The following is a 22809-nucleotide window of genomic DNA, read 5'->3' as shown; positions in this document are numbered from 1 at the left end:
CACGTAGCGCAGCCACCACCGTATTTCAGAATTTGATTAAGCAACACAGAACAGAGGACTTATGAAGAATAAAGTTATCACAGCTCAACAAGCTGCAGCTTTAGTGAATGACGGTTCCACCGTTTGTACTATCGGTATGACGCTTATTGGTGCGGCAGAATCAATTCTGAAAGCGCTGGAACAACGATTTCTTGCAACCGGTTCTCCGGCTAATCTGACCTATATCCATTCGGCCGGACAGTCAAACCGTGAACGAGGTAACCAACATTTTGCCCATCCGGGGATGGTGAAACGCATTATTGGCTCCCACTGGGGGTTAGCACCAAAGTGGATGGAGCGAATTGCTTCTGACAGCGTAGAAGCATTCTGTCTACCACAGGGACAAATCGTTCACTTGTATACCGCGATGGCGGCCGGTCAGGCCGGTTATTTGTCGAAGGTAGGTTTGGGGACATTTATCGATCCTCGCTTAGAAGGCGGCAAGATGAATGACCGTACCCGCGCCCTTGCCGATCTGGTGGAAGTGGTCTCTCTACGCGGTGAGGAATATCTGTTTTATCCTGCTTTACCTTTGGATACCGTCATTATCCGAGGAACCACTGCCGATGCCGAAGGCAACCTCACCTGTGAAGAAGAAGCGATGAAGCTGGAAATCCTACAGGCGGTGCTGGCGGCTAAACGTTTTGGTGGCAAGGTGCTTGCTCAGGTGAAAAATCTGGCGCAAACGGGCAGCCTGCATCCTAAACAAGTGGTTGTACCCGGCAACTTTATTGATGCTGTTGTGGTTTGTGATAATCCAGAGCAGGATCATCGGCAAACCTCCTCTTGGTTCTACGACCCTGCCTACTGCGGTAACCTGATTTCCCCCACCAGCGAACTGGAAAAGCTGCCGTTAACTATCCGCAAGCTAATCGGTCGTCGCGCCTGCCAGTTTCTCTATCCCGGCTGCGTTATCAACTTAGGTACCGGCATTCCCAATGATGTTATCGGCACCATCATCCATGAAGAAGAAGTCAGTGATGACATAACGATTACCGTCGAGTCCGGAATTTATGGTGGGGTTCAGGCTGGCGGCATTGATTTTGGTATTGGCAAAAACCTAACTGCCATGATCAACCATCAGGAACAAATGCTCTATTACAACGGCACGGGCGTTGATATCACCTATATGGGAGCCGGTGAAATGGACGCCAACGGTCATATTAATGCCACCAAGATGGGTGACCGCTGTACCGGTGCCGGCGGCTTTATTGATATCACGCAAAATGCTCATCACGTGGTTTTCTGCTCCACCTTTACAGCAAAAGGATTGGAAGTGGAGTTCCGCGACGGCCAGCTAAAAATCCTCCGGGAAGGCTCGGTCAAAAAGCTGGTTAAAGACATTAATCAAATTTCCTACAACGGCGAAATTGCTCGTCAAAAGAAACAAAAAATGCATCTAGTCACAGAGCGGGCGGTCTTTGAGCTGACGGAACAGGGGCCTATGTTGATAGAGATCGCCCCCGGTATCGACCTGGAAAAAGACGTGCTTCAACAGATGGAATTTACGCCATTAATTTCAGAATCCCTAAAACTGATGGATGCCTCACTGTTTGAGGAGGTCAATTTTGGCCTTAAACACTCACTCTGTAGCAATGAACATACTGAATCAAATCATCATTAATCCACCGTTATCGTTAACGGTCAGGCTTAAAAATATAAGGAGTACCCTATGTCGTTAAAAAATAAAGTGGCTATTGTTACCGGTTCAAGCCGTGGTTTAGGGCGAGGAATTGCGCTGGTTCTGGCTGAACAAGGCGCTGCCGTAGCAATTTGTGATGTTGATAAAGACGGCGGAGAAAAAACCGCTCAGGAACTGGTGAACGCCGGACACAAAGCTATTTTTATCCCCTGCAATATTGCCAATCGTGATGAAGTAAACCATCTGTTTGCTGAAACCGAAGCACAGCTGGGCCCAATAGACATTCTGGTCAATAACGCCGGGATTAATCGCGACGCAATGTTACATAAACTGACCGAGGAAAACTGGGATCTGGTTATGGACGTTAACCTGAAAGGGACTTTCCATTGTATGCAGGAAGCCGCCTTACGTATGCGTGAACGCGCCAGCGGTCGCATTATCAATATTTCTTCTGCCAGTTGGTTAGGAAATATCGGTCAGGCCAACTATGCCGCCTCAAAAGCTGGCGTTATCGGTTTAACGAAAACTGCCTGCCGTGAATTAGCCAGAAAAGGTGTCACGGTTAATGCCATCTGCCCTGGATTTATTGAAACCGATATGACCAAAGGCGTACCGGAAAAAGTCTGGGACATTATGGTCAGTAAAATTCCTGCCGGATACGCTGGCGATCCACGAGATGTGGGTAACTGCGTTGCGTTTTTAGCCTCCGATGAAGCCCGCTATATCAATGGCGAAGTGATCAATGTTGGCGGCGGTATGGTGCTATAAGGAAAATATGATGAAAAATGCAAATGATATCGTGGTTGTCAGCGGTGTTCGCACAGCAATCGGCACCATGGGCGGCAGCTTCAAAGATGTCCATCAACATGACTTAGGTGCAGCGGTCATCCGTGAAGCAGTGTCTCGAGCCGGACTAAAACCTGAACAGATCGATGAGGTTGTGGTAGGAAACGTGGGGCAAATTGCAGAAAGTGGTTTTATTGCCCGTATCTGTCAGCTAAGAGCAGGATTGCCCAACGAAACGACCTCCTACTCCGTTAATCGTCAATGTGGCTCCGGTCTACAGGCTATTGTTGACTGTATGATGGAATTACAAACAGGCAATGCAGAAATCACCGTAGCCTGCGGCACTGAGAATATGACTCAGTTGCCCTACTATATCCGTAAAGCCCGCTATGGCTATCGTTTAGGTCACGGCGAGCTGGAGGATGGAATCATCTCAATCCTGACTTGGCCAGAAGGCCCTTACCATAACGGTATGACAGCTGAATTCACCGCAGAGCGTTTTAATATTAGCCGTGAAGCGATGGATGAGTTTGCCTGGAATAGCCAACAGAAGGCATTAGCAGCAATCAAAGCCGGATACTTTGAGTCTCAAATCCTGCCGCTTGAAATCCGTGAAGGAAAAAGCACCCGAACCTTCCAAACAGATGAGCATCCCCGTGATACGCCAAAAGAGAAATATGCTCAACTTAAGCCAGCCTTTAAAAAAGACGGCACCGTAACCGCAGCAACCTCATCCGGTATTAATGACGGTGCAGGTGCGCTGGTTATGACCACCCGAGCAAAGGCTGAGCAACTAGGCCTGCCAATTAGAATGGTGGTTCGTGGTTGGGCGGTAGCAGGTTGTGAAGCAGAAATCATGGGCTTTGGTCCTGCACCGGCCACCAAAAAACTCATGAAAAAGCTCAATATGTCGGTACACGATATCGATCTCATTGAGCTGAATGAAGCCTTTGCCGCCCAGTCACTAGCGGTCATTAACGATCTGCAGCTGGATCCAGCCAAAGTTAACGTCAACGGCGGAGCAATTGCGCTGGGTCATCCCGTCGGCGCTAGCGGTGCCATTATTTCCGTCAAGTTGATGTACGAAATGGAACGCCGCAATGTCAATACCGGACTCGCCACTATGTGTATCGGCGGCGGGCAAGGTATCTCGGTACTATTCGAACGCGAACAGTAATTCCCAGGGGGCATAACGCCCCCTTTCACTCCAATACTCCGAACGACAAAGGATGGGCTATGAAAATCGTTATTGCCATTGATTCATTTAAAGGAAGCTGTAGCGCACAACAGGCTTGCCAAGCGATTGCTTCCGGTTTAACTCGCTATCGCCACGATATCACAACCTACCAGTTGCCTATTGCTGATGGTGGCGAGGGATTACTACAAATATTAAATGAAAGCCCATCACTAAAGGGACTTATTAAGCACTCACTTACCGTCAGCGGCCCATATGGTCAGCAGGTGGATGCTGAATACCTCATGTTGGACGGTGGCACAGCCATTATTGAAATGGCGCAGGCCTGCGGTTTGGAATTAACGCCAAAAGAAAAACGTCATTCAGCTAAAGCATCATCCTATGGGCTAGGACAACTGGTTAAGCAAGCGCTGGATCAAGGTTGCCAACATATTATTATCGGATTAGGCGGCAGCGCCACTAATGATGGCGGCATTGGTTTTGCACAAGCATTAGGCGTGCAATTTTTCGATCGCCAACACAATCTGATTCCAGCCCCTGCTTGCGGTGAAGACCTTATACGAGTGAACGCTGTGGATATTAGCCAACTGCATCCGGCCATATCCAATACGTTGTTTGAAGCGTCATGCGATGTCAATAATCCATTGCTCGGTGATAACGGCGCAACCCGAATTTATGGGCCGCAAAAAGGAGCTACCGCCGCTCAGTTAGACCAATTAGAAGCCGGGATGGTTAATTATCATCAAGTTCTCAGCCAAATATTAAATCATAGCGTTAATCAGATTCCCGGATCCGGTGCTGCTGGCGGCATGGGCGCTGTATTATTGTGGTTTACTCAGGCGCAATTACGCCCGGGAATTGAACTGGTGCTGGAATTACTCGATGCCGAAAAACTGATAAAAGACGCCGACCTGATTATCACTGGTGAAGGCAAGCTGGATAAACAAAGCAGTTTTGGTAAAGCGCCAGTTGGCGTAGCGACATTGGCAGCGACTTACAATAAACCGGTGATTGCTTTGGCAGGCTCATTAGGAGAAGGCGCTAATCTGCTTTATCAGAATAATATTGATGCTATGTGGTCTATCTGCCCCCGTCCTATTTCACTGGAACAAGCAATGCAAGATGTTGAAGTACTTTTAGCCGATACCGCTGAAGCCTTAATTCGCACCTTAAATGTAGGAATGAGACTGATACCTCATAAATGCCGTTAAATATGATACAAAGCTATAGCTCACATTATGATTAGTTGCTTTATATCCATAGGAAACAAGTATGCTTATCACCTTAGAGTTAGCCAATACCATCGTTAAACGGGCAATGAGCATTATCCATCATAATGTAAATGTCATCGACCATCAGGGGATCATTATCGCCTCCGGTGAGAACCATCGCATAGGGGAACGTCACGAAGTTGCGTATGAGGTCATTAAAAGCCGCCAAAGAATGACCATAGAGAATGCCCAGCAAGCCGCAAAATACAAAAATGTGCAGCCGGGCATTAATCATCCGATTATTGTAGACGATCAAGTTGTAATGGTGATTGGCATCAGCGGTAATCCGGTTGCTATTGGCCGTTACGCCGAATTAGCTATTTTAGCGGCGGAATTATTGATTAAACAATCATGGGATATTCGCGAGATTAACTGGCAGTACCGCATTCGTGATTTGCTGCTGAAACAGTATCTGGAACTGGGTAATACCGAAAAAGGAGAGGAGATTCTCCATCAGCTAAAACCACAACATCTCGGTTTAGACAGTGCGCTGATTCCCTTATTAATCAATATAGAAACCGGTGGGCTTTTACTGGGTAAAACCATTGACCACATTCTAAATGAGCTATCAAGAATTATAAAATCGCAGCGAGTTCTACTGCTCAGCAACGATGAAATTCTTTTACTGATCACCGACACCGAGCGTGCAGAATTCATCATTGATCAAATTAATAGCTTTCTGGAAACACAGCTAAGCCACTACGTTATTGGCGTTGGTGTTCAATCAGATGCCCCGCAACAATTTCGCCAGTCTATTTTTATGGTCAGGGAAATGATTAAGCATGGTAAGCAGTATCAACCAGAACAACGGATAATTAGCGGAAAACGATTTGCTTATAGTGGACTGTTGAACGAAGCCAAAACCAGCTACTTCACACTCTATTTTAATCGGAGAATCGAGAAGTTACTTGCCCATAGCACCGGAAAAACGCTATTAAAAACGCTGATTACCTACATTGAGAATAACGCTGAGGTCAATAACGCTTCACAAGAACTGGGTATACACCGCAATACGCTGAGTTATCGTCTGCATCAGATCAAAGAGATTACTTCGCTGGATCCGTTTGTATTTAAAGAATTAAGCCAGTTAATGATTGCATTGCACTATCATCAAAATACGTCGGTTAACTGAATGTTCTATTGGCTATCGTAAGATTGTTGCTAGCGGAAATAAAGAAGGCTGGAGATAAAAAGACGCTTAGAATCCTTTTATCTCCAGCCTCCCGGCCCATTTTGCCAGCATGTTTAGCTTTACGCTGATAGCTGCCTTTACCTTTAACATTTTTCTCTACGCGTTGACGAAATAAAGGGTCATGCAGCAGAGCTTGCAACGCATTATCCTGAATCGTGCCTTTTTGGTGCTGATACTTCGCCATAGAAACCTCTCTTAATTTATTTCGGCGATAAAAACCGGCGCATAATAGAACAAAATTTATCCGTTGGCTATTTAGTTCTTAAATCTATATGAGGTAATTCATTGGTTGCCCCCTGCTCCAGCGCTTCTAAAATAGAGCAATAGGCGCTGCTATGGGCGCTACCACAACATGCATCACTTAATCTCTGTAAAGAAGCCTTCATATGTTCCAGTTCACGCAGCTTTTTCTCTACCTCGTCCAATCTGGACTGAACAATGAATTTTGATTCCTGACAGGTATGCTGTTCTGGCTCAACCCGAATTGATAGCAACTCTGCAATAGATTCCAACGTAAAACCCAGTTGCTTAGCATAACGAATAAATTTAAGCCGCTGTAGATCCTGCTCGGTATAGAGGCGAAATCCCCCTTCGGAACGAACATCATGAGACATCATGTTCTGTTTTTCGTAATAACGAATAGTATCCGGTGTGACATTAGCCAGTTTGGCCAGTTGCCCAATACGATACATAAAACACCTCCTTGAAGGAGCAGCTTAAAATAACAAGATAGGAAATACCAATAGATAAAGCAATAACAATAATTATTATTTTACTTCAAATAGCAGATATAAAAAAAGCCGGGATAACCCGGCTTTTTTCAACAACTGTAGATATTACTCTGCAGCTGCTTCTTCAGGAGCTTTTTCTGCACGGTCAACCAGCTCGATGTAAGCCATCGGAGCGTTATCACCTGCACGGAAGCCACACTTAAGAATACGAGTGTAACCACCTGCGCGGCTCGCGAAACGCGGGCCAAGCTCATTAAACAGTTTTGCCACGATCTCGTTATCACGAGTACGGGCGAATGCCAGACGACGATTAGCAACGCTGTCGGCCTTGGCAAGTGTAATCAGTGGTTCAACCACGCGACGCAGCTCTTTCGCCTTAGGCAAAGTCGTCTTGATGATTTCATGACGAACTAAAGAGCCTGCCATGTTACGAAACATAGCTTGGCGATGACTGCTGTTGCGGTTCAGTTGACGTCCACTCTTACGATGGCGCATGACCTTATCCTTCTCAGTAAAACCTTAACCTGTGATCCGGTTACTCGTCAGCAATGCTAGCTGGTGGCCAGTTTTCCAGGCGCATGCCCAGAGACAAACCACGAGATGCAAGCACGTCTTTAATCTCAGTAAGAGATTTTTTACCCAAGTTTGGAGTTTTTAACAACTCAACTTCGGTACGCTGTACCAGATCACCGATGTAGTGGATAGCTTCTGCCTTGAGGCAGTTAGCGGAGCGGACAGTCAGTTCCAGATCGTCAACAGGGCGTAGCAAGATCGGATCGAATTCTGGCTTCTCTTCCTTCACTTCCGGCTGACGTACATCACGTAAGTCAACGAAAGCTTCCAGTTGTTCAGCCAGGATGGTTGCCGCACGACGGATTGATTCTTCCGGATCAATCGTGCCGTTAGTTTCCATCTCGATGACCAGCTTATCCAAGTCAGTACGCTGTTCTACACGCGCTGCTTCAACATTGTAGGCAATACGCTCTACCGGGCTGTAGCATGCATCAACCAACAGACGACCAATTGGACGCTCATCTTCTTCCGTATGAATACGGGCAGAAGCCGGCACATAACCACGACCACGCTGAACCTTGATACGCATACTAATAGATGCGTTTTCGTCAGTCAGATGGCAGATCAAGTGCTGAGGTTTGACGACTTCAACATCCCCATCATGGGTAATGTCGGCTGCAGTCACAGGGCCAATGCCAGACTTATTCAAGCTAAGAATAACTTCATCTTTACCATGAACTTTCACCGCCAGCCCTTTCAGGTTGAGCAGGATTTCCAGGATGTCTTCCTGTACGCCTTCTTTGGTGCTGTACTCATGTAGTACACCATCAATCTCAACTTCAGTTACCGCACAACCCGGCATTGATGAAAGCAGAATGCGGCGCAGTGCGTTACCTAAAGTATGGCCGAAGCCACGCTCTAACGGCTCAAGGGTCACCTTAGCGTGCGTCGAACTTAATTGCTCGATATCTACCAGGCGTGGTTTTAGAAACTCTGTCACAGAACCCTGCATTGTGTCCTCTCTTTGGTACTAAACTTTACTTAGAGTAAAGTTCGACGATCAGGTGTTCGTTAATGTCCGCAGACAGATCGGAGCGCTCAGGATTGCGTTTGAAAACGCCTTCCATCTTAGCAGCATCAACTTCGATCCAAGTCGGCTTTTCGCGCTGTTCAAACAGCTCTAAAGCGGCTTTAACACGAGATTGCTTTTTAGCTTTCTCACGTACGCTGACTACGTCATTCGGAGATACCTGAAAAGAAGCGATGTTAACAACGCGACCATTAACCATAACAGCTTTGTGGCTAACTAACTGACGTGCTTCTGCACGAGTAGCGCCGAAGCCCATACGGTAAACCACGTTGTCTAAACGGCCTTCTAAAAGACACAGCAGGTTTTCACCAGTGTTGCCTTTCAGACGCGTTGCTTCTTTATAATAATTACGGAACTGACGCTCAAGAACACCATACATACGGCGAACTTTTTGCTTTTCACGTAACTGTACGCCATAGTCAGACAGACGTGGCTTGCGCGCACCGTGCTGACCAGGAGCTTGTTCAATTTTACACTTGGTATCGATCGCGCGAACACCAGACTTAAGGAATAAGTCTGTGCCCTCACGACGGCTAAGCTTGAGCTTAGGACCCAAATATCTTGCCATTTTCTTTCTCCAACAATCCTAGAAACAGTGGCGATTAAACGCGACGTTTCTTAGGAGGACGACAACCGTTGTGAGGAATCGGAGTCACATCAGTAATATTAGTGATGCGGAAACCAGCCGCGTTTAATGCGCGGATAGTTGACTCACGACCTGGACCTGGGCCTTTAACCATAACTTCTAGGTTCTTAATTCCGTACTCTTTTACTGCTTCTGCGCAGCGCTCTGCCGCTACTTGAGCAGCAAATGGAGTGGATTTACGAGAACCACGGAAGCCGGAACCACCAGCTGTTGCCCAACCCAATGCATTACCCTGACGATCGGTAATAGTCACAATGGTGTTGTTAAAAGAAGCATGGATATGAGCCATACCGTCAGAAACTTGTTTTCTTACACGCTTACGTGCACGAACAGGTGCTTTTGCCATTATTCAATCACCCCGATTATTTCTTGATCGGTTTACGCGGACCCTTACGGGTACGGGCGTTAGTCTTGGTACGCTGTCCGCGAACCGGTAGACCACGACGATGACGTACACCACGATAACAACCAAGGTCCATAAGACGCTTGATGCTCATGGTAACTTCACGACGCAGATCACCTTCTACAACGTACTTGGCAACTTCGTCACGCAGCTTGTCAATTTGCTCTTCAGACAGTTCACTGATCTTAACATTTTCAGCAATACCAGACGCTTTACAGATAGCCTGTGAGCGGGTTTTGCCGACACCGAAGATCGCAGTTAATGCAATTACGGTATGTTTATGATCAGGAATGTTAATGCCTGCTATACGGGCCACTATGCACTCCTACTAATTATATACTGCAACACTACTCTGAAAAGCCCGTTTTCAGGATACTCAAATAATGTTGCTGTCACACACAAAAAGATTGGCTGGCTAATCTAGCCAGCTCAATCACACTTTGCAAGAAAAATATGCCAAATTATAAATCAGCCTTGACGCTGTTTATGCTTTGGTTCAACGCAAATCACGCGAACAACGCCGTGGCGCTTGATGATTTTGCAGTTGCGACATAACTTCTTGACGGAAGCACGAACTTTCATTTTAACTCTCCGTAACTTCTCAAGCTAGCCCTGAATTAACGGCCGTAGCCTTTCAGGTTTGCTTTCTTCAATGCAGACTCATATTGACTCGACATCATCAGAGTTTGCACTTGAGCCATAAAGTCCATGATGACGACAACGACGATAAGTAACGAAGTACCACCAAAGTTGAAAGGTACTTTCATTGCGTCACGCATAAACTCCGGGATCAGGCAGATAAAGGTAATGTACATTGCACCAACAAAGGTTAAACGCGTCATTACTTTATCAATATATTTAGCCGTTTGCTCTCCCGGACGAATCCCTGGTACAAACGCACCGGACTTCTTCAGGTTATCTGCTGTTTCACGAGGGTTGAAAACCAACGCTGTATAGAAGAAACAGAAGAATATGATCGCAGATGCATAGAGTAACACATAAAGTGGCTGACCGGGTTGCAAATACATAGAAATAGTTGTCAACCAGTTCCAACCAGTACCACCACCGAACCATGAGGCAATTGTCGCAGGGAACAGAATGATACTTGAAGCAAAAATTGCAGGTATTACACCGGCCATATTCACTTTCAACGGTAAGTGGGTACTCTGTGCAGCGTAAACACGACGACCTTGCTGACGTTTCGCATAGTTAACGACGATACGACGCTGACCACGCTCAACAAATACAACAAAGAAAGTCACCGCGAATACTAACACCGCAACCAATAGCAGCAGAAGAACATGTAAGTCACCCTGCCGAGCCTGCTCGATAGTCTGTCCAATAGCAGGTGGTAAACCAGCAACAATACCAGCGAAAATGATGATTGAAATACCGTTACCGATACCTCGTTCAGTCACCTGCTCACCCAGCCACATCAGGAACATGGTTCCCGTAACTAAGCTCACAACCGCGGTAAAGTAGAACGCAAAGCCTGGATTAATCACCAGACCCGGCATTCCCATATTCGGTAAGCCGGTAGCAATACCGACTGACTGGAATATGGCCAGAACCAACGTACCATATCGAGTGTACTGGCTTATCTTACGACGGCCAGACTCGCCCTCTTTCTTCAATTCCGCTAACTTAGGATGAACCACCGTTAACAGCTGCACGATAATAGAGGCCGAAATATACGGCATAATACCAAGCGCGAAGACAGAAGCACGACTGAGGGCGCCACCAGAGAACATGTTAAACATGTCTATGATGGTGCCTCTCTGCTCTTCGACTAACTTAGCAAGCACAGTGGCGTCAATACCAGGAATTGGAATAAAAGAGCCAATACGGAACACGATCAAAGCACCGACAACAAATAAGAGTCTGCGCTTCAGCTCGCCTAGTCCGCCCTTTGCACTTTGAAAATCTAATCCTGGTTGCTTAGCCATCTGCTACTTATTCCTCAATTTTCCCGCCAGCGGCTTCGATTGCAGCACGAGCGCCTTTGGTTACACGCAGACCGCGTAAAGTAACTGGACGACTGATTTCGCCTGAAAGCATAACTTTCGCGAACTCAATTTGTACGCCAACTACGTTTGCCGCTTTCAGTGCGTTCAGGTCAATAACCTCGCCTTCTACTTGAGCAAGCTCAGACAGACGAACTTCTGCCGTGATCATTGCTTTACGAGAAGTAAAACCAAATTTTGGTAAACGACGGTATAAAGGCATTTGGCCGCCTTCGAAACCACGACGTACGCCACCGCCAGAACGAGACTTCTGACCTTTGTGACCACGGCCGCCGGTTTTACCCAGACCAGAACCAATACCACGACCTAAACGCTTAGAAGCGTGTTTTGCACCTTCGGCCGGAGCCAGAGTATTTAAACGCATCTCTTACTCCTCCACTTTAACCATGTAAGAAACCAGGTTGATCATGCCACGTACAGCAGGAGTATCCTCGCGCTCTACAGTGTGACCGATGCGACGCAGACCCAAACCAACCAGCGTTGCCTTATGTTTAGGCAGGCGGCCGATAGAGCTGCGAATTTGAGTAACTTTAATAGTCTTTGCCATTGCTCATTACCCCAGAATGTCTTCGACAGTTTTACCGCGCTTGGCAGCAACCATCTCAGGAGACTTCATATTATCCAAGGCATCAATAGTTGCACGAACCACGTTAATCGGGTTAGTAGAACCATAAGCCTTAGCTAATACGTTACGTACTCCGGCGACTTCCAGAACGGCGCGCATTGCACCGCCGGCGATAATACCGGTACCTTCAAATGCAGGCTGCATAAACACGCGAGAACCTGTATGAGCACCTTTAACAGGATGCTGCAGAGTTCCGTTGTTTAATGCAACATTCATCATGTTGCGACGGGCTTTTTCCATCGCTTTCTGGATCGCTGCTGGAACTTCACGCGCTTTTCCGTAACCAAAACCAACGCGGCCGTTGCCATCACCCACTACAGTTAGTGCGGTGAAGCTAAAAATACGACCACCTTTTACGGTTTTAGATACGCGGTTAACCGCGATCAGCTTTTCCTGCAGTTCGCCAGCTTGTTTCTCGATGTGAGACATCTTACACCTCTACCTTAGAACTGAAGGCCAGCTTCGCGGGCAGCATCTGCCAGCGCCTGGACTCTACCATGATATTGGAAACCAGAACGGTCAAAAGATACTTTCGTAATCTCTTTGGCCAGTGCGCGCTCAGCGATAGCTTTACCTACTGCTGCTGCTGCATCTTTGTTTCCGGTATACTTCAATTGTTCTGCAATAGCCTTTTCTAACGTAGAAGCGGCTGCCAGAACTTCAGAACCGTTTGGTGCGATAATCTGCGCATAAATATGGCGCGGAGTACGGTGAATCACCAGGCGAGTCGCACACAGTTCTTTAATCTTACGACGTGCGCGGGTCGCACGACGGATACGAGCTGCTTTCTTATCCATAGTGTTACCTTACTTCTTCTTAGCCTCTTTGGTACGCACGACTTCGTCGGCGTAACGGACACCCTTGCCTTTATAAGGCTCAGGACGACGGTAGGCACGCAATTCTGCTGCGATCTGACCAATAACCTGCTTATCAGCGCCTTTCAGCACGATTTCAGTTTGGCTTGGACATTCGGCAGTAATGCCTGCTGGCAGTTGATGTTCAACAGGGTGAGAGAATCCTAAAGATAAATTCACCACATTGCCTTTAACTGCTGCACGGTAACCTACGCCTACCAGCTGTAGCTTCTTAACGAAGCCTTCAGTAACACCGATAACCATTCCGTTAACCAAAGAACGTACGGTACCCGCTTGGGCCCATCCGTCAACAAAACCTTCGCGTGGACCGAAAGTGATTTCATTGTTTTCTTGTTTAACTTCAACGGAATCATGGACTGTACGCGACAGCTCGCCGTTTTTACCCTTAATTGTTATAACCTGACCGTTGAGTTTTACCTCTACGCCAGCAGGAATAACGACGGGTGTTTTTGCAACACGAGACATTCTTTCCTCCTGATTAAGCTACGTAGCAGATAATCTCGCCACCAAGACCTGCTTGGCGAGCTGCACGATCAGTCATGACACCTTTAGAGGTAGAAACAACAGCGATACCTAAACCAGCCATTACCTTTGGCAGCTCATCTTTTCTTTTATAGATGCGCAGACCAGGACGGCTTACTCGCTGAATACTTTCTACAACAGGCGCGCCCTGGAAGTACTTAAGTACTAATTCCAGTTCGGGCTTGGTGTCGCCTTCAATTTTATATTCTTCAATATAACCTTCTTCCTTCAGCACTTTGGCAATAGCCAGTTTTAGCTTGGAGGAAGGCATAGTGACCGCAACTTTGTTCGCGGCCTGACCGTTTCGGATACGGGTCAGCATATCCGCGATCGGATCTTGCATGCTCATCTGTCTCTACTCCCGTGATTCAATGGTGATATTACCAACTAGCCTTTTTCAGACCCGGGATTTCACCGCGCATTGCGGCTTCACGGACCTTGATACGACTCAATCCAAATTTACGCAGAACGCCGTGTGGGCGACCTGTTTGACGACAACGGTTACGTTGACGACTTGGACTGGAATCACGTGGAAGAGTTTGCAGTTTGAGCACTGCATTCCAACGGTCTTCATCGGATGCATTCACATCAGAGATAATCGCTTTAAGTTCAGTACGCTTAGCGTAGAACTTGTCTGCTAACTTCACACGTTTAACTTCACGTGCTTTCATTGATTGCTTAGCCATTAGTAACCCTACCTTACTTGCGGAACGGGAAGTTAAAGGCAGCCAGCAGAGCGCGGCCTTCTTCGTCAGATTGCGCAGAAGTGGTAATGGTAATGTCCAAACCACGTACACGATCGACTTTGTCATAGTCGATTTCTGGGAAGATAATCTGCTCACGCACGCCCATGCTGTAGTTACCACGACCATCAAATGACTTAGGATTTAAGCCACGGAAGTCACGTACACGAGGTACAGCAATAGAAATCAGACGCTCTAAGAATTCCCACATACGTTCGCCACGTAGGGTCACTTTACAGCCGATCGGATAGCCCTGGCGGATTTTGAAGCCTGCAACAGAGTTGCGTGCTTTGGTGATTAGCGGCTTTTGGCCACTGATCGCTGCTAAATCAGCTGCTGCGTTATCCAGCAGTTTCTTATCAGTGATCGCTTCACCAACACCCATATTAAGGGTGATCTTCTCGACCCGAGGGACTTGCATGACAGATTTGTAGCCAAACTGGTCTACCAGTTTATTTACTACCTGTTCTTTGTAGTAATCATGCAGTTTCGCCATCGTACTACTCCAAATTACTTGATAGTTTCGCTATTAGATTTGAAGAAACGGACTTTTTTGCCGTCTTCAAAACGAAAGCCTACACGGTCAGCCTTACCTGTAGCTGCGTTGTAGATTGCAACGTTAGAAACCTGAATTGCAGCTTCTTTTTCAACGATGCCACCTGGTTGGTTCAGAGCCGGTACAGGCTTCTGATGTTTCTTAACCAGGTTGATACCTTCAACAACAATCTTACTGGAAGACAGAACATTCTTAACTTTACCGCGTTTACCTTTATCTTTACCGGTTAACACGATAACTTCGTCATCACGACGGATTTTCGCTGCCATGGTTCGCTCCTTACAGTACTTCTGGTGCCAGAGAGATAATTTTCATGAATTTTTCATTACGTAATTCACGAGTTACCGGTCCAAAAATACGCGTGCCGATAGGTTGCTCACTGTTGTTATTTAAAATAACGCAAGCATTACCATCGAAGCGAATGACAGATCCGTCAGGGCGACGAACACCCTTTCTGGTGCGCACCACTACCGCTTTAAGCACATCACCTTTCTTAACCTTACCACGCGGAATTGCTTCCTTGATGGTAATTTTGATGATGTCGCCTACGCCAGCGTAGCGACGGTGCGATCCACCCAGAACCTTGATACACATTACGCGACGTGCGCCAGAGTTGTCAGCGACGTTAAGCATAGTCTGTTCTTGGATCATCTTAGTGCTCCGCTAATGTCAACTACTAAGGACCCTCACGGGTCGTTTAAAAACCCCCATACATCGGGGCGCGGCATTATACCATCGCTTTTCGATGTTGGGTAGAAAAAATAAACGGCCCGTTTACTGAGCCGTTTATTTTGTTTAAGAAAGGGTACTGTATTACAGAACCGCTTTCTCTACAACTCGAACAAGTGTCCAAGACTTAGTCTTTGACAGAGGACGGCATTCGCTAATCTCAATCAGATCGCCAATACCACACTCATTGTTCTCGTCATGTACATGCAGCTTAGTCGTACGTTTGATGAACTTACCATACATCGGGTGCTTCACCATACGCTCAATCGCAACGACAATGGATTTCTCCATTTTGTCGCTAACAACACGACCTTGCAGAGTACGGATTTTATCAGTCATTACGCACCCGCCTTCTCATTCAGTAAAGTTTTCACACGTGCAACATTACGACGCACTTGTTTCAACAGGTGAGACTGTTGCAGTTGACCGCTTGCTGCTTGCATGCGCAGATTAAACTGTTCACGCAGCAGGTTCAGCAGCTCAGTGTTCAGCTCTTCAACACTTTTTTCACGCAGCTCTTTTGCTTTCATTACATCACCGTCTTAGTTACAAAGGTGGTTTTAATCGGCAGTTTTGCTGCTGCCAGCTTGAATGCTTCACGGGCAACTTCTTCCGAAACACCGTCCATTTCATACAGGACTTTTCCCGGTTGAATCAGGGCAACCCAATACTCCACGTTACCCTTACCTTTACCCATACGCACTTCAAGCGGCTTTTCAGTGATTGGTTTGTCTGGGAACACACGGATCCAGATTTTACCTTGACGCTTAACTGCACGTGTCATGGCACGACGTGCCGCCTCGATTTGGCGAGCAGTCAAACGACCGCGGCCCACAGCTTTCAGACCGAAAGTGCCGAAGCTCACATCCGCGCCGGCAGCCAGACCACGGTTGCGGCCCTTGTGCACTTTACGGAATTTTGTACGCTTTGGTTGTAACATCAGCGATGCTCCTTATTTACGGCCTTTACGCTGCTGCTTCTTCGGTTGAGCAGCCGGTTTTTCCGGTTGTTCAACGGCAGCCATACCACCCAAGATCTCACCTTTGAAGATCCACACTTTTACGCCGATTACACCATAAGTGGTGTGCGCTTCGGAAGTGTTATAGTCAATGTCCGCACGCAGTGTATGCAATGGAACACGACCTTCACGGTACCATTCGGTACGCGCGATTTCAGCGCCGCCTAAGCGACCGCTTACTTCCACTTTAATTCCTTTAGCGCCTATACGCATGGCGTTTTGAACTGCACGCTTCATAGCACGACGGAACATAACGCGACGTTCCAGCTGTGAAGTGATGCTGTCAGCAACCAATTTAGCGTCTAGTTCCGGTTTACGGACTTCGGCGATATTAATTTGCGCAGGAACGCCAGCAATAGCTGCTACAGCGTTGCGCAGTTTTTCGACGTCTTCACCTTTCTTGCCGATCACGATGCCTGGGCGAGCAGTGTGAATAGTCACACGGATGCTCTTCGCAGGACGCTCGATCACGATGCGAGAAACGGAAGCTTTCGACAATTCTTTAGTTAAGAATTGACGAACTTTAAAGTCGCTGTCTAGGTTGTCAGCGAATTCTTTGGTATTTGCGTACCAGGTAGAGTTCCAAGGTTTGACAATACCCAGTCGAATACCATTCGGATGTACTTTCTGACCCATTGCTATTCTCCAGAGTCTCAGCGATCGGATACAACCACAGTGATGTGGCTGGTGCGCTTCAGGATACGATCTGCACGGCCTTTTGCACGAGGCATAATACGCTTCATGGTAGGACCTTCGTCGACAAAGATTTTCGCGACTTTCAGATCGTCGATGTCAGCGCCATCGTTGTGTTCTGCGTTTGCAATGGCAGACTCAAGTACTTTTTTAACCAGATCAGCAGCTTTCTTGTTGTTGTAGGTTAAAATTTCCAGAGCTTGCGACACTTTCTTACCGCGAATCAGGTCTGCAACTAAGCGAACCTTCTGAGCAGAAGAACGAGCGTGGCGATGTTTAGCGATAGTTTCCATCTCTTCCTCCTACCTTAGCGCTTTTTGGCTTTTTTGTCAGCCGCATGGCCGCGATAAGTACGAGTCGGCGCGAATTCGCCCAGTTTATGACCGACCATTTCGTCGGTAACAAAGACTGGAACGTGCTGACGACCATTATGGACAGCGATGGTCAAACCGATCATGTTTGGAAAGATCGTTGAACGACGGGACCAAGTCTTAACAGGCTTTTTGTCTCCGCTTTCCACCGCTTTCTCTACCTTCTTCAGCAAGTGCAGGTCTATAAATGGACCTTTCTTGAGAGAACGTGGCATGGCTTATCCTCTAATTATTTTTTACTACGGCGACGTACGATATATTGATCGGTACGCTTGTTGCTACGGGTCTTCTTACCTTTGGTCTGCACGCCCCATGGAGTCACAGGATGCTTACCAAAGTTACGACCTTCACCACCACCGTGTGGGTGATCGACTGGGTTCATCGCAGTACCGCGAACGGTAGGACGAACACCACGCCAACGACTAGCACCGGCTTTACCCAGTACGCGCAGCATATGCTCTGAGTTACCCACTTCACCTAAGGTGGCGCGGCAATCAGATAATACTTTACGCATTTCGCCAGAACGAAGACGTATCGTTACGTAGGAACCTTCACGGGCAACGATTTGAACATATCCACCGGCAGAACGAGCCATTTGGCCGCCTTTACCTGGTTTCATTTCAACGTTGTGAACCGTAGAACCCACTGGGATGTTGCGCATTGGTAGGCAGTTACCCGCCTTAATAGCAGCATCAACACCAGATTGGATTTGGTCACCGGCTTTCAGGCCTTTTGGTGCCAGAATATAACGGCGTTCACCGTCTTTATACAGAACCAGCGCGATATTCGCGGAACGGTTCGGATCATATTCCAGACGCTCAACAATTGCAGGAATACCATCTTTGTTGCGTTTAAAGTCAACTAGACGATACTGCTGCTTGTGACCACCACCAATATGACGCGTGGTGATGCGGCCATTGTTGTTACGGCCACCTGATTTGCTGTTTTTTTCCAGCAATGGGGCATAAGGCTTGCCCTTGTGCAACTCAGGGTTAACCACTTTAACTACGTGGCGACGACCCGGAGATGTTGGCTTACACTTAACAATTGCCATTGTTTTTCAATCCTCCGACTTACTCTGCGCCGCCGATGAAGTCCAGATTCTGGCCTTCTTTCAAAGTGACGTAAGCTTTTTTCCAGTCGCTACGACGACCAACACGCTGACCATGACGTTTCGTTTTGCCTTTAACCAGCAAAGTACGAACTTCATTGACTTCAACCTCAAACAGCTTCTGAACAGCAGCTTTTACTTCTGCCTTAGTAGCATCTTTAGCAACTTTCAGCACGATAGTATTGTGCTTTTCCATTGCGCCAGAGGCTTTCTCAGAAACGTGTGGTGCGCGTAGGACTTTCAGCAGGCGTTCTTCACGGATCATGCCAGCATCTCCTCTACTTGCTTCACAGCATCAGCAGTCATCACCACTTTATCAAAAGCGATTAGGCTAAACGGATCAATACCAGCAACATCACGAACGTCAACCTTGTGTAAGTTACCTGCTGCCAGGTACAAATTAGGTTCAACTTCGCCAGTGATGATCAGTACGTCATCCAGAGCCATTTCTTTCAGTTTCTGTACCAGCAACTTAGTTTTAGGTGCTTCTACAGTGAACTTCTCAACTACAATCAGACGGTCTTGACGTACCAGTTCGGACAGAATGCACTTCAGTGCGCCGCGGTACATCTTTTTGTTGACTTTCTGGCTGTGGTCTTGTGGACGAGCAGCAAAGGTCACGCCGCCTGAACGCCAGATCGGGCTCTTTACAGAACCTGAACGCGCACGGCCGGTGCCTTTTTGACGCCACGGTTTTTTACCGGAACCTGTTACTTCAGCGCGGGTCTTCTGAGCACGAGTACCTTGACGAGCTGCAGCTGCATAAGCAACAACAACTTGGTGTACTAACGCTTCATTGAAATCACGCCCGAAGGTAGTTTCGGAAACAGTCAGCGCGCCAGGCGCGTCTTTCATTACCAATTCCATTCCTATCTCCTCGACGTTACGCCTTGACAGCCGGTTTAACGATCAGGTCGCTACCGGTTGCTCCCGGAACAGCACCCTTGACCAGCAGCAGGTTGCGCTCAGCGTCAACACGTACTACGTCCAGGCTTTGAACGGTTACACGCTCGTCACCTAAATGGCCTGCCATTTTCTTGCCTTTGAACACTTTACCTGGAGTCTGGTTCTGACCGATTGAACCATGACCACGGTGTGCCAAAGAGTTACCATGGGTAGCATCTTGAGTACGGAAGTTCCAGCGCTTAACAGTGCCAGCAAAACCTTTACCTTTAGATGTACCGGTAACGTCAACTTTTTTAACGTCAGCAAAAATGTCAACGTTAATTTCTTGACCTGCAGTAAATTCTTCGCCTTCATTCAGACGGAATTCCCACAAACCACGACCAGCAGTTACGCCAGCCTTCGCGAAATGACCTGCTTCAGGCTTAGTTACGCGGTTAGCTTTTTTAGCACCGGTAGTAACCTGAACAGCACGGTATCCATCGTTAGCCAGATCTTTGATCTGAGTAACACGGTTCGCTTCTACTTCGATAACAGTCACGGGGATAGATACGCCATCTTCAGTGAAGATGCGGGTCATTCCCACTTTACGACCGACTAAACCAATCATTGTTTCAACCTCTCAATCGCTCAATGACCTGATTAACCCAGGCTGATCTGCACGTCAACACCGGCAGCCAGATCCAGACGCATCAGAGCATCAACCGTTTTTTCAGTTGGCTCAACGATGTCAACCAGACGCTTGTGAGTACGAATTTCGTACTGATCGCGCGCATCTTTATTGACGTGCGGAGAGATCAGAACGGTAAAACGCTCTTTGCGGGTCGGCAGCGGGATCGGACCACGAACTTGAGCGCCAGTGCGCTTAGCAGTCTCGACGATTTCCGCGGTTGATTGGTCGATCAAACGGTGATCAAACGCTTTCAGGCGGATACGGATTCTTTGGTTCTGCATGAGACCAGAGCTCCAATTATTTTATAAACGTAAAAAAATTACTCCTCACACCCATTTCGATTGATGGGGGAGTGTAATCGTTCTTCATGTAACCCCCAGATCGGGAGTATTGTTACTACAAAATTAAGCTTTACAGGATAACGTTGTAGTAATAAGCACTAACTTCGTACTTATACCGCACCACATAAAAGTGCAGGCCTGAGCATTGTACAGATTTACACCCATCACGCAAGCGCAATCTGGGATTAAATTCACGGTTTACCATTTCAGACCCGATTGTCATTTTAATTTAATGTATAATTCACGCGGCCTAAACAGTTGGCTCTATTTCTCCAATGCACTAACAAAAATCAATCGTTATGGAACATGCCTCTTTTTTGGCTGTCTTAGATTGCCTTTTCATTATTTTAAGTTAATAACTACATGCTTCTATCAAAGAACAATAAAAGTTTCATTTCTACAGCTTATTTATATCTGATTACGTTTGCCGCATTAATTATTTGCAGTAGTCGATTTAGCTTTTCATACGTTGGCTTCATCGCTTTCGGCTTCTTCTTGGCTATTTTTACTGCCCTACTCTTTCTATCTGGTAGAGTAAAACTCTCATTAAGCATTACCAGTACGCTAATTGTCATACTTCAGCTGCTAAATCAGATAAAAGCACATTACTACAAAGAACGCCTTTTTTTCCAAGATATTAGCATCGCGCTCGATCCTGCTAATTTCGGTACACTCTTCCATTACCCTCTGGCTTTGTTGGGTCTGATTGGATTAGTAATTTTATTGGCTCTAAATGTTGTGCTTTATATACGCACAATAAAAATTTCACTCCCCTATCGTTTTCTCTCATTATTTATCATGGCGGGATTAATTTTAGGCATTACGCAATTTAGCCAAAACAAAAGTAATATCGAAAATTGGCAAGGCTCTCTTCCCAAAGGAAAAGGGACAATTGTTAACATGTTTATGTCTGCCCAGCAGATGTATTACCAACCACCGCAATACAAAGAATCATCCAATTACTTTTTATCAAATAAACAATTTCATTATCGCCCCAAGGAGAATGCCAGTAAGCCAGATATCGTGGTTATGCTACAAGAGTCAACGGTTAACCCTGAACTTTATCACCTCCCTGGTGTGACATTTCCTGAGTTTAAAATGTTTGCCCACGATAAAGATACTCGGGCAACCAGCCCATTGAGAGTGCAAACTTTCGGTGGAGGAACCTGGCTATCTGAATTCTCACTGCTCACTGGACTTAATACCGATGACTTCAAGTTCAGAAAAAACTCGGTCTTCTATACGGTCGCACCACACATCAAGAACAGTCTATTTCGTGAGCTTAAAAATAATGGTTATTACACTGTTGTGTTAACACCCATGTTTAAAATGAACTATAACGCAGGTCCTACCTACAAAAATCTCGGCATTGACCTGATTATTCAACCTCAAGAACTAGGCTATCCGGCAGAACTGGACGATAACCTATGGACCATTTCAACTGAAGCCATGCTTGGTTACGTAAAGCAGTTATTAAAACAACATACGGATAAACCAGTATTTATTTTTGTGTTAACCATGAATGAGCACGGCCCTTATGAAAAAGATCACTCTGACGATTTTCAAATAGCAAAATCTAGCGGGGACAAAAACGCTGCGGGTGCGATTAGCCACTATATTGACAAGATAAAACTGTTGGATACTGCAACAAATCAATTCTCACAATTTGTTGCCGAACGAGAAAAGCCAACCATGTTCCTCTACTTTGGTGACCACCAACCTAACGTTGGCTGGAACGGCAAGTACAATACGACATTAACCAACGCCTGGTATCTCACCCAATTTTATCTTAAGGATAATTTAGCCTCAGAGCCCCTTCAAAATTTTGGTGATATCACTGACATTTCATTTTTAGGTGGAATACTGCTGGAAAGAACGGGTCTGCCTGTCTCTCCATTCTATGAAGCTAATATCCGAATGAGAAATCTCTGTCAGGGGCGTTTAGATGACTGTCCGGATCAAAAGCTAACGAATAGCTATAAGCACTATCTGTATCAGGACCTCAAAACTGCTGGAGAATGAGGCTAATCGTGATGAATTAAAGCGCCTATATGGCGCTTTAATTTTAAACCGCCGAAAATACCAGACATACCTTCCGTCAGCTAACTTTTCTTTTG

At 46.6% G+C, this 22809-nt stretch carries 36 protein-coding genes; 6 read left to right on the top strand and 30 right to left on the bottom strand.

From position 1 onward, the window contains the following. Positions 1–61 precede the first annotated feature (61 nt). The 5 genes from EL341_RS01370 to EL341_RS01350 all read left to right on the top strand — a co-directional run bounded on the left by EL341_RS01370 (position 62) and on the right by EL341_RS01350 (position 6065). On the top strand, positions 62–1663 hold the full coding sequence (locus EL341_RS01370; RefSeq protein WP_126466820.1) for an acyl CoA:acetate/3-ketoacid CoA transferase: 1602 nt from the start codon (positions 62–64) through the stop codon (positions 1661–1663). 48 nt (positions 1664–1711) lie between these two features. Then, complete coding sequence (gene fabG / locus EL341_RS01365) at positions 1712–2449, top strand: 3-oxoacyl-ACP reductase FabG (RefSeq protein ID WP_047779715.1); 738 nt, start codon at positions 1712–1714, stop codon at positions 2447–2449. A 10-nt stretch (positions 2450–2459) separates the two neighbouring features. Continuing rightward, positions 2460–3644, top strand: coding sequence for a thiolase family protein (locus EL341_RS01360; protein ID WP_074824255.1), 1185 nt, complete (start codon positions 2460–2462; stop codon positions 3642–3644). 59 nt (positions 3645–3703) lie between these two features. Then, positions 3704–4873, top strand: coding sequence for a glycerate kinase (locus tag EL341_RS01355; protein ID WP_126466818.1), 1170 nt, complete (start codon positions 3704–3706; stop codon positions 4871–4873). Positions 4874–4934: 61 nt separating this feature from the next. Beyond that, on the top strand, positions 4935–6065 hold the full coding sequence (locus EL341_RS01350) for a CdaR family transcriptional regulator (RefSeq protein WP_126466816.1): 1131 nt from the start codon (positions 4935–4937) through the stop codon (positions 6063–6065). Here the strand turns inward: EL341_RS01350 and EL341_RS01345 are convergent. The 30 genes from EL341_RS01345 to rpsJ form a co-directional block, all read right to left on the bottom strand. Beyond that, positions 6058–6309 (bottom strand): alternative ribosome-rescue factor A, encoded by a 252-nt coding sequence (locus EL341_RS01345; RefSeq protein WP_074824247.1) that lies wholly within the window; start codon positions 6307–6309, stop codon positions 6058–6060. The genes EL341_RS01350 and EL341_RS01345 overlap by 8 nt on opposite strands. Positions 6310–6376: 67 nt before the next feature. Continuing rightward, positions 6377–6817 (bottom strand): Zn(2+)-responsive transcriptional regulator, encoded by a 441-nt coding sequence (zntR, locus tag EL341_RS01340; RefSeq protein ID WP_047779710.1) that lies wholly within the window; start codon positions 6815–6817, stop codon positions 6377–6379. Between the two features lie 144 nt (positions 6818–6961). Beyond that, positions 6962–7351: a 50S ribosomal protein L17 gene (gene rplQ / locus EL341_RS01335; RefSeq protein ID WP_027275684.1), complete on the bottom strand. Its 390-nt coding sequence runs from the start codon at positions 7349–7351 to the stop codon at positions 6962–6964. Between the two features lie 40 nt (positions 7352–7391). Further along, complete coding sequence (locus EL341_RS01330; RefSeq protein ID WP_047779709.1) at positions 7392–8381, bottom strand: DNA-directed RNA polymerase subunit alpha; 990 nt, start codon at positions 8379–8381, stop codon at positions 7392–7394. Positions 8382–8406: 25 nt separating this feature from the next. Continuing rightward, positions 8407–9027, bottom strand: a complete 621-nt coding sequence (gene rpsD / locus EL341_RS01325; protein ID WP_047779708.1) for a 30S ribosomal protein S4 — start codon at positions 9025–9027, stop codon at positions 8407–8409. Between the two features lie 34 nt (positions 9028–9061). Beyond that, a complete protein-coding gene (rpsK, locus tag EL341_RS01320) occupies positions 9062–9451 on the bottom strand; it encodes a 30S ribosomal protein S11 (protein ID WP_027275681.1) in 390 nt (129 codons plus the stop codon). 16 nt (positions 9452–9467) lie between these two features. Further along, positions 9468–9824, bottom strand: coding sequence for a 30S ribosomal protein S13 (gene rpsM, locus EL341_RS01315; protein WP_047779707.1), 357 nt, complete (start codon positions 9822–9824; stop codon positions 9468–9470). A gap of 152 nt (positions 9825–9976) precedes the next feature. Then, positions 9977–10090, bottom strand: coding sequence for a 50S ribosomal protein L36 (rpmJ, locus tag EL341_RS01310; RefSeq protein ID WP_029095694.1), 114 nt, complete (start codon positions 10088–10090; stop codon positions 9977–9979). Positions 10091–10125: 35 nt separating this feature from the next. After that, a complete protein-coding gene (gene secY, locus EL341_RS01305) occupies positions 10126–11454 on the bottom strand; it encodes a preprotein translocase subunit SecY (RefSeq protein ID WP_047779706.1) in 1329 nt (442 codons plus the stop codon). Between the two features lie 7 nt (positions 11455–11461). Then, entirely contained in the window at positions 11462–11896 is a 435-nt protein-coding gene (gene rplO / locus EL341_RS01300) for a 50S ribosomal protein L15 (RefSeq protein ID WP_047779705.1), read from the bottom strand. Positions 11897–11899: 3 nt separating this feature from the next. Continuing rightward, positions 11900–12079: a 50S ribosomal protein L30 gene (rpmD, locus tag EL341_RS01295; protein ID WP_029095691.1), complete on the bottom strand. Its 180-nt coding sequence runs from the start codon at positions 12077–12079 to the stop codon at positions 11900–11902. A 6-nt stretch (positions 12080–12085) separates the two neighbouring features. Next, entirely contained in the window at positions 12086–12586 is a 501-nt protein-coding gene (rpsE, locus tag EL341_RS01290) for a 30S ribosomal protein S5 (RefSeq protein ID WP_047779704.1), read from the bottom strand. A gap of 14 nt (positions 12587–12600) precedes the next feature. Further along, positions 12601–12954 (bottom strand): 50S ribosomal protein L18, encoded by a 354-nt coding sequence (gene rplR / locus EL341_RS01285; protein ID WP_047779703.1) that lies wholly within the window; start codon positions 12952–12954, stop codon positions 12601–12603. A 9-nt stretch (positions 12955–12963) separates the two neighbouring features. Continuing rightward, positions 12964–13497 (bottom strand): 50S ribosomal protein L6, encoded by a 534-nt coding sequence (gene rplF, locus EL341_RS01280; RefSeq protein WP_047779702.1) that lies wholly within the window; start codon positions 13495–13497, stop codon positions 12964–12966. 13 nt (positions 13498–13510) lie between these two features. Further along, the gene (gene rpsH, locus EL341_RS01275) at positions 13511–13903 is read right to left on the bottom strand and encodes a 30S ribosomal protein S8 (RefSeq protein ID WP_047779701.1); all 393 of its coding nucleotides are present in this window, start codon (positions 13901–13903) and stop codon (positions 13511–13513) included. Positions 13904–13934: 31 nt separating this feature from the next. Then, positions 13935–14240, bottom strand: a complete 306-nt coding sequence (gene rpsN, locus EL341_RS01270; protein WP_047779700.1) for a 30S ribosomal protein S14 — start codon at positions 14238–14240, stop codon at positions 13935–13937. Positions 14241–14253: 13 nt separating this feature from the next. Further along, a complete protein-coding gene (gene rplE, locus EL341_RS01265; RefSeq protein ID WP_047779699.1) occupies positions 14254–14793 on the bottom strand; it encodes a 50S ribosomal protein L5 in 540 nt (179 codons plus the stop codon). Positions 14794–14807: 14 nt separating this feature from the next. After that, positions 14808–15122 (bottom strand): 50S ribosomal protein L24, encoded by a 315-nt coding sequence (gene rplX, locus EL341_RS01260; protein WP_029095684.1) that lies wholly within the window; start codon positions 15120–15122, stop codon positions 14808–14810. Positions 15123–15132: 10 nt separating this feature from the next. Then, positions 15133–15504 carry a 50S ribosomal protein L14 gene (gene rplN, locus EL341_RS01255; RefSeq protein WP_020322771.1) on the bottom strand — a complete coding sequence of 124 codons (372 nt, stop codon included), beginning with the start codon at positions 15502–15504 and terminating at the stop codon, positions 15133–15135. A 162-nt stretch (positions 15505–15666) separates the two neighbouring features. Continuing rightward, positions 15667–15921: a 30S ribosomal protein S17 gene (gene rpsQ / locus EL341_RS01250; protein ID WP_047779698.1), complete on the bottom strand. Its 255-nt coding sequence runs from the start codon at positions 15919–15921 to the stop codon at positions 15667–15669. Then, positions 15921–16112 (bottom strand): 50S ribosomal protein L29, encoded by a 192-nt coding sequence (rpmC, locus tag EL341_RS01245; RefSeq protein WP_047779697.1) that lies wholly within the window; start codon positions 16110–16112, stop codon positions 15921–15923. The genes rpsQ and rpmC overlap by 1 nt, the downstream gene beginning before the upstream one ends. Then, on the bottom strand, positions 16112–16522 hold the full coding sequence (gene rplP / locus EL341_RS01240; RefSeq protein ID WP_047779696.1) for a 50S ribosomal protein L16: 411 nt from the start codon (positions 16520–16522) through the stop codon (positions 16112–16114). The genes rpmC and rplP overlap by 1 nt, the downstream gene beginning before the upstream one ends. A gap of 12 nt (positions 16523–16534) precedes the next feature. Further along, positions 16535–17236: a 30S ribosomal protein S3 gene (gene rpsC / locus EL341_RS01235; protein ID WP_047779695.1), complete on the bottom strand. Its 702-nt coding sequence runs from the start codon at positions 17234–17236 to the stop codon at positions 16535–16537. A 17-nt stretch (positions 17237–17253) separates the two neighbouring features. Continuing rightward, complete coding sequence (gene rplV, locus EL341_RS01230; RefSeq protein WP_047779694.1) at positions 17254–17586, bottom strand: 50S ribosomal protein L22; 333 nt, start codon at positions 17584–17586, stop codon at positions 17254–17256. Positions 17587–17600: 14 nt separating this feature from the next. Beyond that, positions 17601–17879 (bottom strand): 30S ribosomal protein S19, encoded by a 279-nt coding sequence (gene rpsS / locus EL341_RS01225; protein WP_047756688.1) that lies wholly within the window; start codon positions 17877–17879, stop codon positions 17601–17603. 14 nt (positions 17880–17893) lie between these two features. Further along, the gene (gene rplB / locus EL341_RS01220) at positions 17894–18718 is read right to left on the bottom strand and encodes a 50S ribosomal protein L2 (RefSeq protein WP_047779693.1); all 825 of its coding nucleotides are present in this window, start codon (positions 18716–18718) and stop codon (positions 17894–17896) included. Between the two features lie 19 nt (positions 18719–18737). Beyond that, entirely contained in the window at positions 18738–19040 is a 303-nt protein-coding gene (gene rplW / locus EL341_RS01215) for a 50S ribosomal protein L23 (protein ID WP_047779692.1), read from the bottom strand. Further along, positions 19037–19642, bottom strand: coding sequence for a 50S ribosomal protein L4 (rplD, locus tag EL341_RS01210; RefSeq protein ID WP_047779691.1), 606 nt, complete (start codon positions 19640–19642; stop codon positions 19037–19039). Before rplD ends, rplW begins: the two co-directional genes overlap by 4 nt. Positions 19643–19658: 16 nt before the next feature. Then, positions 19659–20288: a 50S ribosomal protein L3 gene (rplC, locus tag EL341_RS01205; protein WP_047779690.1), complete on the bottom strand. Its 630-nt coding sequence runs from the start codon at positions 20286–20288 to the stop codon at positions 19659–19661. Between the two features lie 32 nt (positions 20289–20320). After that, the gene (rpsJ, locus tag EL341_RS01200; RefSeq protein WP_001181005.1) at positions 20321–20632 is read right to left on the bottom strand and encodes a 30S ribosomal protein S10; all 312 of its coding nucleotides are present in this window, start codon (positions 20630–20632) and stop codon (positions 20321–20323) included. A gap of 423 nt (positions 20633–21055) precedes the next feature. Here rpsJ and EL341_RS01195 point away from each other — a divergent pair, with 423 nt between their 5' ends. After that, complete coding sequence (locus tag EL341_RS01195; protein ID WP_126466814.1) at positions 21056–22714, top strand: LTA synthase family protein; 1659 nt, start codon at positions 21056–21058, stop codon at positions 22712–22714. Positions 22715–22809 lie beyond the last annotated feature (95 nt).

Origin of the sequence: Pragia fontium, from assembly GCF_900638655.1 — a bacterium.
GTDB lineage: Bacteria > Pseudomonadota > Gammaproteobacteria > Enterobacterales > Enterobacteriaceae > Pragia > Pragia fontium.
The sequence above is the reverse complement of the archived record's forward strand: the minus strand, read 5'-3'. Positions and strand labels throughout refer to the sequence as shown.